The organism is Terracoccus luteus (genome assembly GCF_003635045.1).
GTDB lineage: Bacteria > Actinomycetota > Actinomycetes > Actinomycetales > Dermatophilaceae > Terracoccus > Terracoccus luteus.
In genome coordinates this window covers 541,778-555,672 of sequence record NZ_RBXT01000001.1, presented here as the reverse complement: position 1 = coordinate 555,672, position 13,895 = coordinate 541,778, and the positions used below count along the sequence as shown (strand labels likewise).

Below are 13,895 nucleotides of genomic sequence, written 5' to 3'. Positions count from 1 at the left end.
GACTGACAGCCCGCTGCACGGCATCCGGCCCGGCCCCCGCGCCTGCGGTGCACCCGCGACGGGGACGGGGTACGCACTCGCCGTGCCCGCCCGTGCCGGCCCCATGGTCGGCCCTCGCCGAAACGAACGGACACCCTGCAGGTGAAGGGAGTTCGCATGAGTGACGTCGCCGTCGGCCGTCAGGACGGGGCCATCCGCAGCCTCGTCCCGGCCCGCATGGACCGGCTGCCGTGGACGAGGTTCCACTGGTCGGTCGTCATCGGTCTCGGGGTGAGCTGGATCCTCGACGGCCTCGAGATCCAGCTCGTCTCCGAGTCGGGGTTCCAGGAGACGCTGGGCATGAGCTCGGCCCAGGTCGGGTTCACCGGCACCATCTACCTCATCGGCCAGGTCGTCGGGGCGCTCACCTTCGGGCGCCTCACCGACCGGCTCGGGCGGAAGAAGCTGTTCATCCTCACCCTCGTGATCTACCTGCTCGGCTCCGGCATCGCCGGACTGGCGCCGAACATGGCCTTCCTCTGGGTGTTCCGCTTCATCGCGGGGCTCGGCATCGGCGGCGAGTACACCGCGATCAACTCGGCCATCGACGAGCTCATCCCGTCGCACTACCGCGGCCGCGTCGACATCGCCGTCAACGGCACCTACTGGGCCGGCGCCTTCCTCGGCGCCCTCGCCAACCTGTACCTGCTCAACCCCGAGAACGTCGCCGCCAACCTCGGCTGGCGCATCGCGTTCTTCATCGGCCCGGTGCTCGGCCTGTCGATCATCTACCTGCGCCGGCACATCCCGGAGAGCCCGCGGTGGCTCGTCACCCACGGCCGGGCCGACGAGGCGACGCAGGTCGTCGACGACATCGAGCAACGCGTGCGCGACGAGGGCCACGACCTGCCGCCCGTCGACGAGAGCAAGGCGATGCTCGTCAAGCCCGAGCACAACATCGGCTTCCGCACGCTGTGGGACGTCTTCGTCCACCGGTACGGCCGTCGTACGGTGCTCGGCCTCACGATGATGGTCACGCAGTCGTTCCTCTACAACGCCATCTTCTTCACCTACGCCCTCGTGCTGACGAACTTCTACGGCATCAGCAAGGCGCAGACGAGCCTGTACTTCCTGCCCTTCGCGGCCGGCAACCTGCTCGGCCCGCTGCTGCTCGGCCACCTCTTCGACACCGTCGGCCGCCGGAAGATGATCTTCCTGACCTACACGGTCGCCGGCGCGGTGCTCTTCGTCTCGGCCCTGCTCTTCAACGCCGGCGCGCTCACTGCGACGACGCACACGATCCTCTGGTGCGTCTCGTTCTTCTTCGCCTCCGCGGGGGCCTCGTCGGCGTACCTCACCGTCAGCGAGATCTTCCCCCTCGAGGTGCGCGGGCAGGCCATCTCGTACTTCTTCGTCATCGCCCAGTGCTCGGGTGCCGTCGCCCCGGTGCTCTACGGCGCCCTCATCGGCGAGGGCACGAGCCGCACCCCGCTCATGTGGGGCTACATCGGCGGCGCCCTCATCATGGTGGTCGGCGGCGTCGTCGCCCGGGTGCTGGGGATCGACGCCGAGCGCAAGTCGCTCGAGGACATCGCGGACCCGCTCAGCCGGGCCGACGTCCCCGCCGCCGCGGGAGGTGCCCGATGACGGATGCCGGTGGGCCGGCGGATGCCGGTGGGCGCGGTCAGGACTTCACCGTCGTCGTGGGGGTCAGCCCGTCGAGCGGCTCGCCCCGGGCGCTGGCCTGGGCGGCTCGGGAGGCCGCGGTGCGCGGCGGTCGGCTCGTCGCGGTCCGCGCCTGGCGGCCGACGGCCCCGGTCGCGGCGACCGGGGGTCGGCTCCCCTCCGTGGCGGCGGACACCGACGCCGACCACACGACGGCGCAGACCGAGCTCGACGCGGCGGTGGCAGCGGCACTCGGGCCGGACCACGACACGAGCACCCGCATCGTCGTCGCCGGGCGGCGCACGGCGCTGACGCAGGCGGCCGAGGGCGCCGACCTGCTCGTGCTCGAGGGGCCACGCACCGGGGAGGTGTCGCCCCGCTGGCTCGTCGGGCGGCTCCTGCGGTCGGTGCCCTGCCCTGTCGTCGTCGTGCCCGTGCCGGCGGGTGAGGCCCGCTCCCCTGTCGCCGCCGGCGCGAGGGCGGTCGGCCGTGCCGCGGCGCGCGCGGCGGCCACCGCCGGACGGCCGGGGCTGCAGCGTCCGCCCACGTGAGCCGCGACTCGTGAGGTGAGCCGGCCGTCCGCCTCTGGCGCGGTGGGGGCCGGGGCGGGTACGAAGGGACCATGACCACACGAGCAGACGTCCGCGCGGCCACCGCCCTGCCTCCCCTCGCCCAGGCGGCGGTCGACCTCGAGAACGACGAGCGCCTCGACCCGGCGGTCGAGACCCTCGGCCGGCTGACCCGTCCGCTCGCGGAGGGCGCCACGGGTGACGCCCTGCGTGGCTCGTGGCTCGGTCACGCCCTCCACCCCTTGCTGACCGACCTGCCCCTCGGCCTCTGGACCGCGGCGTCGGCACTGGACGTGCTCGGCGGTGAGCAGGCACGACCGGCGGCGCGACGCCTCGTCGGGCTCGGCCTGCTCGCCGTCGCCCCGACGGCGGCGTCCGGCTGGGCCGAGTGGCACCGCACCGGTCGACGGGAGCAGCGGGTGGGAGTGGCCCACGCCGCCCTGAACGTCGCGGGTGTGGCCGTCTACGCCGGCTCGTGGGGTGCTCGTCGCGCGGGTCGGGACCGCCTCGGAGCGGCGCTCGCGCTGACCGGGGCGGGCCTCACCGGTTTGGGCGGGTACCTCGGGGGGCACTTGACCTCCGTGCGCAAGGTGTCGAGCCGCCACCCGGCCTTTGACACGGCCGACGGCCACGGAGCCTTCGGCGGCTCCGCCGCCTCCACGGCCGTCGGGCCCGGCGCCCCCGACCCGAGAGGCACGATCATGAACCCGTCCGACCCCGCCAGCAGGACGTACACGAGCGACGACGTCGTCGCGGCCCTCACCGGTCAGCACGCCCGCATCACCGCCATGGTCGAACGGCTGGCCGGGCCGGTGCGCAGCGGCGACACGACCGGCCTGTCCGAGCTGTTCGGGTACCTCGCCATGCACCAGGCGATCGAGGACGAGCTGATCGCCCCGCTCACGGCGGGCTCGCCGAGCAGCCCGACCGGCCTTGAGCGCCCCGGGGAGCCCGACGGCATGGAGCTGCAGATCGCGAACCTCCAGCAGCTGACGCCCGGGCAGCCCGGCCACAAGTCGCAGTTCGTCGCCCTCGAGGACTCCATCGAGCACCACATGGGCCTCGACGAGGTCGAGGAGGTCACCCTCGCCGTGCGCGGCCTCGACGACGCGTCGGCCACCCGCATCGTGCGGGCCATGACGGCGCTCGAGGCGACCGCCGGCCAGCGCGAGGGCCGGTTCTCGCACTCGCTCGCCGAGGCGCGGGCCGACCTGCGTCGCATCCTCGCCGAGGACCGCTGAGACCAGCCCGTCGCCGCCCGTCACGGCCCGTCACCGCCCGTCACGAGGCGGCGCCGAGGCGGTCGGGACGGCCCACCCCGGCCCCCTCGTGCACGTCGGTCGGACCCGGTGGCCCTGACAACCCGGGCAGCACGCCCACCCCGTCACGCGTCGCGAGCAGGACCCCGAGCAGGGTCACGTCGTGCCGCGTGCAGGCCGTGACCACCTCGGCGCGCCAGGCCCGGTCGCGGTCGTCGGGCACGCCGCCGCCCGGGCGCCCGCGCACGACGAGCACCGAGCCGCCGTCGCGGTACACGGCCGGCAGCAGCAGGTCGAGCAGCGCGACGACACCATCAAATCCGCCACACCCCGCGCGACCGACCACCCGGTCGGTGAGCACCACGGGCTGTCGCAGGCGGTGGTGCTCGTCGCAGACGAGCACGCCGACACAGCCGTCGGCGCGCGCGTGCTCACCGACGACGAGGTCGACGAGGCGCGACGCGACGGTCGGGTCGGTCAGCGGCCCGTCATCGACGGTGCCCGGCAGGTGCTCGACGCTCATGCACCCATCGTGGCGTGGACCGGGCCGCGCCTGCAGAAGTTGTCCCCAGCCCCCGGCCGCGACACACGCCCAGCCGGAGAGGCCCGATTCTCAGGCCTTTTCGTCCCCCCGGCCGTCACGCCACGAGAACTCGGGCGCGTACCCGAGCAGACGCCGGGCCTTGTCGATCGACAGCAGCGTCGTGTGCTCACCGATGCCGTCGCGCCGCGGCACGTCGGGGAAGACCCTGTCGAGCAGCTCGGCGTTCGGGGTGGTCATGACGGTGTCGGGCGAGGCGATGACGAACGCCTCGAAGCCCGGCTCGGACCTCTCGAGCGCGCGTTCGACCGCCTGGGCTCCGTCTCGCCCGTCGATGTAGGCCCAGAGGTTCCACTTGCGCTCGAGCGGGTCGCCGTCGAACGGGAAGGCCTCGTAGTCCTCGACGTCCATGACGTTCGAGAAGCGCAGCCCCGTGACCGACAGGTCGGGGTGCCAGCGGCACAGCTGCGCGGCCATCGTCTCCTCGAGCGTCTTGACCAGGCTGTAGACCGACTCCGGCCGCGGCGGGTACTCCTCGTCGACCGGCACGTACGGCGGCGGGGTGTCGAACGGCAGTCCGAGCACCGTCTCCGACGACGCGTAGACGATGGTGCGCACGCCGAGCCGGATGGCGGCGTGGAAGACGCTGAAGGTCGTGACGACGTTGTTGCGGAACGTCTCGATGTCGGGGGCCAGGCCCGGGGCGGGGATCGCGGCGAGGTGGACGAGGGCGTCGACCCGGGGCGGCTGCTCCCCGTCGCGGGCGCCGCTCAGCGCGTCGATGACGGCGCCGTGGTCGGTGAGGTCGACCCGCATGAAGCCGTCGGCCCGTTCCCCCTCGCGGTCGAGGTTGACGACGTCGTGGCCACCGTCGCGCAGCCGCCTGACGACGTGCCGACCCAGCTTGCCCGAACCACCCGTGACCGCGATGCGCATGCCGAACCCCTCTGTCCCGTGGTCGTTTCGACCAACCTAACGCGCGGATGCCGGGTGGTCACCCCGAGGGTGGCCACCCGGCATCCGCGGTGGTGCGGTCATCCGTCGGGTCAGGCGGCGGGTCAGGCGGCGCGGTGCTCCCCCAGCGCGGCGCCGGCCTCGATCGCCGCCTCCTCCGCGGTCTTGCGGGCGAGGGCACCGAGCTCGGCGAGCTCGTCGAGGGCGGGGTTGACGCCGACGAGGGTCAGCTCGCGCTCGACGACCGTGAGCTCGGCGCCCCAGACGTCGCCGACGATGCGGCGCACGTAGTCGACGTTGTGGTCCCAGCCCTCGCGGGGGGTGCCCGGGCCGTAGCCGCCGCCACGGGTCACCACGAGCACGACGGGGGTGCCGTCGAGCAGGCGCTCACCCATCGGGGCGCCGGCGATGGCGAGGTCCATCCAGATCTTGACGTGCTGCGAGACGCCGTAGTTGTAGAGCGGCAGGGCGAGCACGGCCGCGTCGGCGGCGCGCAGCTCGTCGGCGAGGGAGCCGGCGAGTGCGAGCGCCTCGACCTGGGCCGGGGTACGCTGCTCGGCGGCGACGTAGCCGGCGCTGACGGCGTCGGCCCACGCCGTCGAGGGCAGCGGCTCGGCGGCGAGGTGGCGGCGCACGACCGTGGCGTCCGGACGGCCCTGCGTCGCCTCGGTGACGACGAGGTCGGCCAGCGCGCTGCCGGCGGAGCTGGTGCCCTGGATGCTGGCGTCGATGCGGAGGATGTTCACGGTGCACTCCCGGTGAGGTCGGCTTGAATGTTCAAGTCGAGACTACGCCCAGGCGTATTGAAAGTTCAAGTCGAGGGTACGATGGGGTCATGGACGAGCACGTACAGGCCGTGGTGGACGACACCGACGTCGACTGGCTGACCCCCGGTCAGCAGCTCGAGTGGAAGTCGCTCATGGGCATGATGACGAGCCTGCAGGCGGCCCTCGACCTGCAGCTCAAGCGCGACGCGGGCATGAACATGTTCGACTACCACGTGCTCGTGGCCCTCTCGGCCTCCCCCGACCGCACCCTGCAGATGTCGGAGATCGCGCTGCTCGCCCGCGGGTCGCTCAGCCGCCTGTCGCACGCCGTGGCCCGCCTCGAGAACCTCGGCTGGGTGCAGCGCCGGGCCAGCGCCGACGGTGGTCGCCGCATCGACGCGTGGCTCACGGATGCCGGGTGGGCCAAGCTGCAGGCCACCGCCCCCGGGCACGTGGCCGAGGCCCGCCGGCTCGTCGTCGACGCCCTGACGCCGGCGCAGCTCGCCGCCCTCGGCGAGGCGTCACGCGCCGTCGTCACGGCCGCCGGGCCCGACCTCGCGCGCGCCCTCGACCTCGACCTGCGCACGAGCTCGCCGGCCCCCGACCTCGTCACCGCGTCCCACCCCTGCGCGTCTCCCGGCGACGCCTGCTGACCCCTCGCCCCCGACCGCCCGACACCTGCTGGGGCCGGGGCATCGGGGCCGCTGCACCCGCCAGGGCTGGTTCGGCCCGGAACGGCGGATGCCGCCCGGCCGGCCTTCACGTGGAAGGCGGCCGGACGGCATCCGACGGGTGTCGCGTCAGGCGACGTCGCGTGACGTCGCGCTGTGGGTCAGGCCGGGCGCTGCTTCGGCGCGGTCTCGGCCGTCTTGGCCGGGTCGCGCTCGACGATGCCGCCGAGGGCCTCGTCGATCTTCGTCATCAGCTCGGGCTCGAGCGTGACACCCGCGGCCTTGACGTTGTCGGCCACCTGCTCGGGGCGCGAGGCCCCGACGAGGGCGGCGGCGACGTTGCGGTTCTGCAGCACCCACGCGATGGCGAGCTGGGCCATCGTCAGGCCGGCCTCGTCGGCGATCGGCTTGAGGTCCTGCACCCGGGTCAGCGTGTCGTCGTTCATGAACCGCTTGATCATGTCGGCGCCGCCCTTCTCGTCGGCGGCGCGCGAGCCCTCCGGCGGCTGCTGACCCGGCTGGTACTTGCCGGTGAGCACGCCCTGGGCGATGGGGCTCCACACGATCTGGCTCACGCCGAGCTCCTCGCACGCGGGCACGACCTCGTCCTCGATGACGCGCCATAGCATCGAGTACTGCGGCTGGCTCGAGATGAGCTGGACGCCAAGGTCCTTGGCGAGGGCGACACCCTCGCGGATCTGGTCGGCGGTCCACTCGCTGACGCCGATGTAGAGGGCCTTGCCCTGGCGCACGACGTCGGCGAAGGCCTGCATCGTCTCCTCGAGCGGCGTCTCGGTGTCGTACCGGTGGGCCTGGTAGAGGTCGACGTAGTCGGTCTGCAGGCGCTTCAGCGACCCGTCGATCGACTCCATGATGTGCTTGCGCGAGAGGCCGACGTCGTTCTTGCCGCCCGGACCGGTGGGCCAGTAGACCTTGGTGAAGATCTCGAGGCCCTCGCGCCGCTCGCCTTTGAGGGCGTCGCCGAGGACACTCTCCGCCTTGGTGTTGGCGTAGACGTCGGCCGTGTCGAAGGTGCTGATGCCGGCGTCGAGGGCGGCGCGCACGCACTGGGTCGCGACGTCGTTCTCGACCTGGGAGCCGTGGGTGAGCCAGTTGCCGTAGGTGATCTCGGAGATCTTGAGACCGCTGTTGCCGAGGTATCGGAAGTTCATCCCTCCACCGTATGCCGGTCGTCCGACGGCCGCGCAGGTGCCGTCCCCCGGGACCGGCACCACCGCGTCGGCGGGCGTCGGATGCCGGGACGTGGCCGCCGTCACAGCCGCGGACCGCGCGTCGCCCGCCGACTGCGGAACCGGTCGGGCGTGGTCGCTCGTTGGGCTGGGTGACGGGCTGGGGCACACCGGGTCCGTCCGGAATCTTGACGTTCACGTGAACGTTGAAACAGGTGTCGGCCGGGGTACCGGTCGCACAGCTTCGATGCAGGAGGGATGCACCGTGAGGCGCCGCAAGTACGAGGAGTTCGACGAGGACAACGGCACGACGCTGCGCTACGCCCGTCACGAGAACGGCGGCGGGTTCGTCGAGTCGCACGCCCACGTCGACGCCACCGCGTTCGTCGCCCCGCACGCCTACGTCGACCGGGACGCGGTCGTCGGGGCCGGGGCGCGGGTCCACAGCGGTGCGTGGGTCGACCACGACGCCGTCGTCTACGCGGGAGCGGTCGTCGGCTCGGCCGCGCACGTCGCCCCCGGTGCCGTCGTGGGCCGGGGCGCCAAGGTCGGCGCGCGGGCGAAGGTCGGGGCCAAGGCCCACCTCTGGGACGGCGTCCGCGTGCCCGACGACGAGTCCGTCGCCGACGGCGCGGTCGTACGCACCACCCCCGGCCGCCAGCGCGCCGCCTGACCCGGCCCACCGGCATCCACCGCAGGACCCCCGCCACGGCGGGGGTCCTGCGCTACCCCCGGGAGGCTCGCCCGCCGCCGTCCACCCGCCCGTCCTCACGATCGCTCGCTGAAGGTTGGTCCTCGCAACCGTGTCCGGTTACGGCTTCAACATCGCCCTCGTCGTCGTCCTCGTCATCCTCAACGCCGCGTTCGCCGGCAGCGAGATGGCCCTGATCTCGCTGCGCGAGGGTCAGATCAAGCAGCTGGAGCGTGAGGGCAGCCCGACGTCGCTGCGGCTCGTGCGGCTGGCGCGCGACCCGAACCGCTTCCCCGCCACCATCCAGATCGGCATCACGCTGGCCGGCTTCCTCGCGTCGGCGACGGCGGCCGTCTCGCTCGCGCGCCATCACCGGCGTACGCCTCGAGGATCTGGAGCCCGTGGCCGACGAGCGCGACCCGGGAGCGGGATGGACGCAGACTGCGCGCGACGCGTGACCCCGTCGCCGACCCGGCCGCCGCTGCTGCTGCGGGTGTTCCCGGACCACCACGCCGACCCGGTATGGGACGACGGCCGCATGGTCGACCTGGACCACCTGCCCATCTCGGCCGGGCTGCGGGACGACCTCCGCTCGTGGGAAGGCAGTGGGAGGACCTGCTCGGCGTGCGCGAGCGGCGCTATGCCGTAGTCGATGACGCCGCCCACGAGGCCTGGCGCCGCCGTGGCCGAGCACTGGCCCTGTGGTTGCAGGCCGAGCTCGGCGACGGCCACCGCGTCGAGTACCGGGACTGGGACGCACCGACGACCGGCTGACCGGGGCGCGCCCATGCACGTGCTGTGCGGCCAGCGCAATGACCGCTCAGGCGGAGGCGCGGAAGGCGTCGTAGGCGATCTCCAGCAGGCCGGGGTCGGGTCGCTCGTCGCGACGTGCGGGAAGGACCATGAGCTTCTGCCGATGACGGTCCTGGAGTCCGTGCCGCAGCATCGGGCCATCGACCTCCTCGAGCAGGTCCTGTCGGATCTCGACGACGAGGTCCGGACGGACCCCCAGGATGTGCGCGTCGAGTGCAGCGTGATGGATCTTGCACAGGGCCAAACCGTTTCGCACCTCGGCCACACCCCGCTCGTCCCGGTCCGGGACGATGTGGGCGGCGTCGAGCAGACGTGTGTGGCCGAGCGCGCAGACGGCACACCGGGTTCCGTACGCGCGGATGACCGTGGCACGGAAGATGGGCTGGTGGAGCCGTCGCCGGGTCTCGACGGTGATGTACCGCTTCAGGTTTCGCTCGAGCCCGCTCGCCAGGTCGATGTCGCCGTGAGTGACGGCGTCGACGACGAACTGCAGCTCGTGCCGTTCCTCCTTCACCACGAAGACCGGGAAGGTGGGCAGGTAGACACCGGGGCCGACCCCGAAGAACCAGATGAGCGGAAGCCTTCTCGCCATGGCCGCGCGGAGACCGGCGTTCTCAGGGTGCTGCGGATCCTCTCCCCGGTACTTGTAGCGGATGAGCCCGTCCGCTAGCCCGACGCCGTCGTCGTACGGCCGCTCGGCGCCGTCCGGGCGATAGACCGTTCGGAAGGACAGCGCCGCGTCGAGGACGGCCGGCTTGCGGATGCCCCGCTGCATGTCCATGAGCGCGAACGGTTCACCGCGGAAGCGGAACTCGCGCAAGGCCTCCGACCGGATCGAGTCGGCACCGTCGTTCGTCCGTGCCGCCAACCAGCGCATCGCCTCGTCCCGCAGCTTCCGGTCGAGCTCAGCACCCCAGGTCGTCGCCACCCGTCGAGCTTCTCATCGCAGCCCGAAAGGGCGCGACCTGAGCCGGACACGCGACGGGGCCCGGACGGATCGAATCCGTCCGGGCCCCGTCGTCAGGCCGTGGTCACGGCCCGGGGTGCGTCACCGGTCAGCTGCAGCCGCTCGTGCTGCCGCAGCCCTCGCAGACGTAGCAGGACCCGGCCGGGCGCATCTTCGTCCCGCAGGTCATGCACATCGGGGCGTCGGCCTTGATGCCACCGAAACGCTCGAGCAGCTCGGCCGAGCTGTGCACGTCACCCGAGATCTCGCGGGCCGAGGCCGCCCCCGCACCCGACTTCACGGCATCCGCGTCGAGCTCGTGCTTCTCGCTCTTGGCCGGCTCCGGCGCCTTCTTGGCGACAGGGGCCGACTGCTGGAGCGAGCTCAGCTCGTCCTCGATGTCCTCGTCGTCGTCGGTGTCGGCCTCGTAGCTGCCCGTCTCGAGCTGGCGCGCCCGCTCCTCGGCGGTGTGGATGCCCATGAACGAGCGGGTGTCGAAGTCGAGGTAGTCGAGCGCCAGGCGGCGGAAGACGTAGTCCATGATCGACTGCGCCATCCGCACGTCGGGGTCGTCGGTCAGCCCGGCCGGCTCGAAGCGCAGGTTGGTGAACTTCTCGACGAACGTCTCGAGCGGCACGCCGTACTGCAGGCCGATGGACACCGCGATGGAGAAGGCGTCCATGACACCGGCGAGCGTCGAGCCCTGCTTGCCGAACTTGAGGAAGATCTCGCCGAGCTGGGCGTCGTCGTACGTGCCGGCGGTGAGGTAACCCTCGGCGCCACCGACCGCGAACGAGGTCGTCTGCGACGCGCGGCGCTTGGGCAGGCGGCGACGGACGGGGCGGTACTCGATGACCTTCTCGACCTTGACCTCGGCGGCCGCGGTGTCGGCGGCGTCCTTCTTGTCCTTGGCGGTCGAGCCACCGTCGGACAGCGGCTGACCGACCTTGCAGTTGTCGCGGTAGACCGCGAGCGCCTTGAGGCCGAGCTTCCAGCCCTGCAGGTAGACGTCCTGGATCTCGTCGACCGTGGCGTCCTCGGGGAGGTTGACCGTCTTGCTGATGGCGCCCGAGAGGAACGGCTGGGTCGCGGCCATCATCCGCACGTGGCCCATGGCCGAGATCGAGCGCGCGCCCATGGCGGTGTCGAAGACCTCGTAGTGCTCCGGCTTGAGGCCGGGCGCGTCGATGACGTGGCCCTTGTCGGCGATGTACTCGACGATCGCCTCGATCGACTCCTGCTGGTAGCCGAGCTTCTTGAGGGCACGCGGGATGGTGAGGTTGACGATCTGCATCGAGCCGCCACCGACGAGCTTCTTGAACTTCACGAGCGAGAAGTCGGGCTCGATGCCGGTGGTGTCGCAGTCCATCATGAAGCCGATGGTGCCGGTCGGCGCGAGCACCGAGGCCTGGGCGTTGCGGTAGCCGTGCTGGGCGCCGACCTTGACGACGTCGTCCCACGCCTTGGTGGCGAGGCGGTGGATGTCGCCGTCCATCGCGTCGAGGGTGCGGATGTCGTCGTTGGCCGCCTGGTGCTTGCGCATGACGCGCTGGTGGGCGTCGGCGTTGCGGGCGTAGCCGGCGTAGGCGCCGACGACACCGGCCATCTCGGCCGAGCGCTTGTAGGCGGCGCCGGTGAGGAGCGAGGTGATGCTCGCGGCGAGGCTGCGCCCGCCCTCGGAGTCGTAGCCGTGGCCGGTGGCCATGAGCAGGGCGCCGAGGTTGGCGTAGCCGATGCCGAGCTGGCGGTAGTCGCGGGTCGTCTGGCCGATGGCCTCGGTCGGGAAGTCGGCGAAGCAGATCGAGATGTCCATCGCGGTGATGACGAGCTCGACGACCTTCTGGAACGTGACGCCGTCGAACGTGTCGTCGTCCCGCAGGAACTTCAGGAGGTTGAGCGAGGCGAGGTTGCACGAGCTGTTGTCCAGCGACATGTACTCGGAGCACGGGTTCGAGGCGGTGATGCGGCCCGTCTCCGGGTTCGTGTGCCACGCGTTGATCGTGTCGTCGTACTGGATGCCGGGGTCGGCGCACTCCCACGCGGCCTTCGCGATCTTCGCGAACAGCCCACGGGCGTCGACGGTCTCGATGACCGAACCGTCGAGGCGCGAGCGCAGGCCGAACTCCGTGCCGCCCTCGACGGCCTTCATGAACTCGTCGTTGACCCGGACCGAGTTGTTGGCGTTCTGGTACTGGACCGAGACGATGTCCTTGCCGCCGAGGTCCATGTCGAAGCCGGCGTCGCGCAGGGCGCGGATCTTGTCCTCCTCGCGCGCCTTCGTCTCGACGAACTCCTCGATGTCGGGGTGGTCGACGTCGAGGACGACCATCTTCGCGGCCCGGCGCGTGGCGCCACCGCTCTTGATGGTGCCGGCGGACGCGTCGGCGCCGCGCATGAACGAGACCGGCCCGGAGGCGGTGCCGCCCGAGGACAGCAGCTCCTTGGACGAGCGGATGCGCGACAGGTTCAGCCCGGCGCCCGAGCCGCCCTGGAAGATCTTCCCCTCCTCCTTGTACCAGTTGAGGATGGAGTCCATCGAGTCGTCGACGGCGAGGATGAAGCACGCAGAGACCTGCTGCGGGCTGTTCGTGCCGACGTTGAACCAGACCGGGGAGTTGAACGAGAACACCTGGTGCAGCAGGGCGTAGGTCAGCTCGTGCTCGAAGATCTCGGCGTCGTCGGCCGTGGCGAAGTAGCCGTTGCTCTTGCCGGCGGCGGCGTAGGTGAGCACGACGCGGTCGATGAGCTGCTTGAGGCCGGTCTCGCGCTTGTCGCTGCCGAGGGCACCGCGGAAGTACTTCGTCGTGACGATGGTGCTCGCGTTGACGGACCAGAAGTCGGGGTACTCGACCCCGCGCTGCTCGAAGATCGTCTCGCCCGTCTTCCAGTTCTGCTGGACGACGTCGCGATTCTCCCAGGTCACCTCGTCGTAGGGGTGCACGCCGGGCGTGGTGTAGATGCGCTCGATGTGCACGCCCTTGCGGGCGGCGCCGTTCGTGCCCGCCTTCGAGGAGCGTGAGCTCCGGTTACCGATCTCCGTCATGTCTGCGGCCTCCCTGACCGTTCGTTTCTGCTCGTGCCGTGCTGCTGCTGTCTGCTTCTGATGCTGCGTACGTGGTGCGCCGTGCTCGTGCCGTGCTGGGTCGTGCTGGGTCGTGCTCGTGGTCTCCCACCCGCGACCGGTCAGGGCCCCAGTCTCGCGTCGGGGTCTGACAGTGGCCCCTGCCTAGGCGCACCTGACGGTGGTCAGGGCGCTGGTCAGGGCACCGGTCTGGGCTGGGTGCGTACCGGTGGCTCCTGCCCGAGGGCGTCCCGCTCGGCGCGCAGCACCGCGATCGCCCCCTCGAAGTCCTCGAGGCTGCCCCACGCCTGGTAGACGCTGGCGAACCGGAGGTAGGCCACCTCGTCGAGCTCGCGCAACGGCTCGAGGACGGCCATACCGACCTCGTGCGCCTCGATCTCGGCGTTGCCCTGACCGCGGATGGCCTCCTCGACGCGCTGCGCGAGCAGGGCCAGGTCGTCCTCGCTGACCGGACGGCCCTGGCACGCCTTGCGCACCCCCGACAGGACCTTGGCCCGGCTGAACGGCTCGCTCGCGCCCGAGCGCTTGACGACGCTCAGGCTCGAGGTCTCGAGCGTCGTGAAGCGGCGGTTGCACTCGGGGCACTGACGGCGCCGGCGGATGCAGGCACCGTCGTCGGTCGTGCGTGAGTCGATGACCCGGGAGTCGGTGTGCCGACAGAACGGACAGTGCATGGGGCACTCCCTTTCTCATGCCGGGTGGGCGCGCACGTGCGGCACCATGGTCAACGCCCACGCACGCCGCCGCATGCCCGTCCCCGGACCGCCC

The 13,895-nt window shown here is 71.6% G+C and carries 13 protein-coding genes; 6 read left to right on the top strand and 7 right to left on the bottom strand.

From position 1 onward, the window contains the following. The first annotated feature begins 156 nt into the window (after positions 1-156). The 3 genes from DFJ68_RS02675 to DFJ68_RS02665 all read left to right on the top strand — a co-directional run bounded on the left by DFJ68_RS02675 (position 157) and on the right by DFJ68_RS02665 (position 3,454). Positions 157-1,626 carry an MFS transporter gene (locus DFJ68_RS02675; protein ID WP_170165689.1) on the top strand — a complete coding sequence of 490 codons (1,470 nt, stop codon included), beginning with the start codon at positions 157-159 and terminating at the stop codon, positions 1,624-1,626. Continuing rightward, a complete protein-coding gene (locus tag DFJ68_RS02670) occupies positions 1,623-2,195 on the top strand; it encodes a universal stress protein (RefSeq protein ID WP_121030789.1) in 573 nt (190 codons plus the stop codon). Before DFJ68_RS02675 ends, DFJ68_RS02670 begins: the two co-directional genes overlap by 4 nt. 71 nt (positions 2,196-2,266) lie before the next feature. Then, positions 2,267-3,454, top strand: a complete 1,188-nt coding sequence (locus DFJ68_RS02665) for a DUF2231 domain-containing protein (RefSeq protein WP_121030787.1) — start codon at positions 2,267-2,269, stop codon at positions 3,452-3,454. Positions 3,455-3,494: 40 nt separating this feature from the next. On the opposite strand, the gene DFJ68_RS02660 is transcribed toward DFJ68_RS02665, so the two are convergent. The 3 genes from DFJ68_RS02660 to DFJ68_RS02650 all read right to left on the bottom strand — a co-directional run bounded on the left by DFJ68_RS02660 (position 3,495) and on the right by DFJ68_RS02650 (position 5,713). After that, positions 3,495-3,995: a hypothetical protein gene (locus DFJ68_RS02660; RefSeq protein WP_121030785.1), complete on the bottom strand. Its 501-nt coding sequence runs from the start codon at positions 3,993-3,995 to the stop codon at positions 3,495-3,497. 90 nt (positions 3,996-4,085) lie between these two features. Continuing rightward, positions 4,086-4,949, bottom strand: a complete 864-nt coding sequence (locus tag DFJ68_RS02655) for an NAD-dependent epimerase/dehydratase family protein (RefSeq protein WP_121030783.1) — start codon at positions 4,947-4,949, stop codon at positions 4,086-4,088. Positions 4,950-5,071: 122 nt separating this feature from the next. Then, positions 5,072-5,713, bottom strand: coding sequence for an FMN-dependent NADH-azoreductase (locus DFJ68_RS02650; protein WP_121030780.1), 642 nt, complete (start codon positions 5,711-5,713; stop codon positions 5,072-5,074). An 89-nt stretch (positions 5,714-5,802) separates the two neighbouring features. Here DFJ68_RS02650 and DFJ68_RS02645 point away from each other — a divergent pair, with 89 nt between their 5' ends. Then, entirely contained in the window at positions 5,803-6,387 is a 585-nt protein-coding gene (locus DFJ68_RS02645) for a MarR family winged helix-turn-helix transcriptional regulator (RefSeq protein ID WP_121030778.1), read from the top strand. Positions 6,388-6,566: 179 nt separating this feature from the next. Here DFJ68_RS02645 and DFJ68_RS02640 read toward each other — a convergent pair whose 3' ends face one another. Beyond that, positions 6,567-7,577, bottom strand: coding sequence for an aldo/keto reductase family protein (locus DFJ68_RS02640; RefSeq protein ID WP_121030776.1), 1,011 nt, complete (start codon positions 7,575-7,577; stop codon positions 6,567-6,569). Positions 7,578-7,860: 283 nt separating this feature from the next. On the opposite strand from DFJ68_RS02640, the gene DFJ68_RS02635 reads away from it, so the two are divergent. Together DFJ68_RS02635 and DFJ68_RS18625 are read left to right on the top strand one after the other, a co-directional pair. After that, positions 7,861-8,268, top strand: coding sequence for an LbetaH domain-containing protein (locus DFJ68_RS02635; RefSeq protein WP_245963413.1), 408 nt, complete (start codon positions 7,861-7,863; stop codon positions 8,266-8,268). A 130-nt stretch (positions 8,269-8,398) separates the two neighbouring features. Further along, a complete protein-coding gene (locus tag DFJ68_RS18625; RefSeq protein ID WP_245963412.1) occupies positions 8,399-8,935 on the top strand; it encodes a CNNM domain-containing protein in 537 nt (178 codons plus the stop codon). 171 nt (positions 8,936-9,106) lie between these two features. On the opposite strand, the gene DFJ68_RS02625 is transcribed toward DFJ68_RS18625, so the two are convergent. From DFJ68_RS02625 to nrdR, 3 genes are all read right to left on the bottom strand, one after another. Continuing rightward, complete coding sequence (locus DFJ68_RS02625) at positions 9,107-10,027, bottom strand: HNH endonuclease (protein WP_245963411.1); 921 nt, start codon at positions 10,025-10,027, stop codon at positions 9,107-9,109. Positions 10,028-10,154: 127 nt separating this feature from the next. Then, positions 10,155-13,088 carry a vitamin B12-dependent ribonucleotide reductase gene (locus DFJ68_RS02620; protein WP_121030772.1) on the bottom strand — a complete coding sequence of 978 codons (2,934 nt, stop codon included), beginning with the start codon at positions 13,086-13,088 and terminating at the stop codon, positions 10,155-10,157. 215 nt (positions 13,089-13,303) lie between these two features. Continuing rightward, positions 13,304-13,801: a transcriptional regulator NrdR gene (gene nrdR / locus DFJ68_RS02615; protein ID WP_121030770.1), complete on the bottom strand. Its 498-nt coding sequence runs from the start codon at positions 13,799-13,801 to the stop codon at positions 13,304-13,306. Positions 13,802-13,895: the final 94 nt, after the last annotated feature.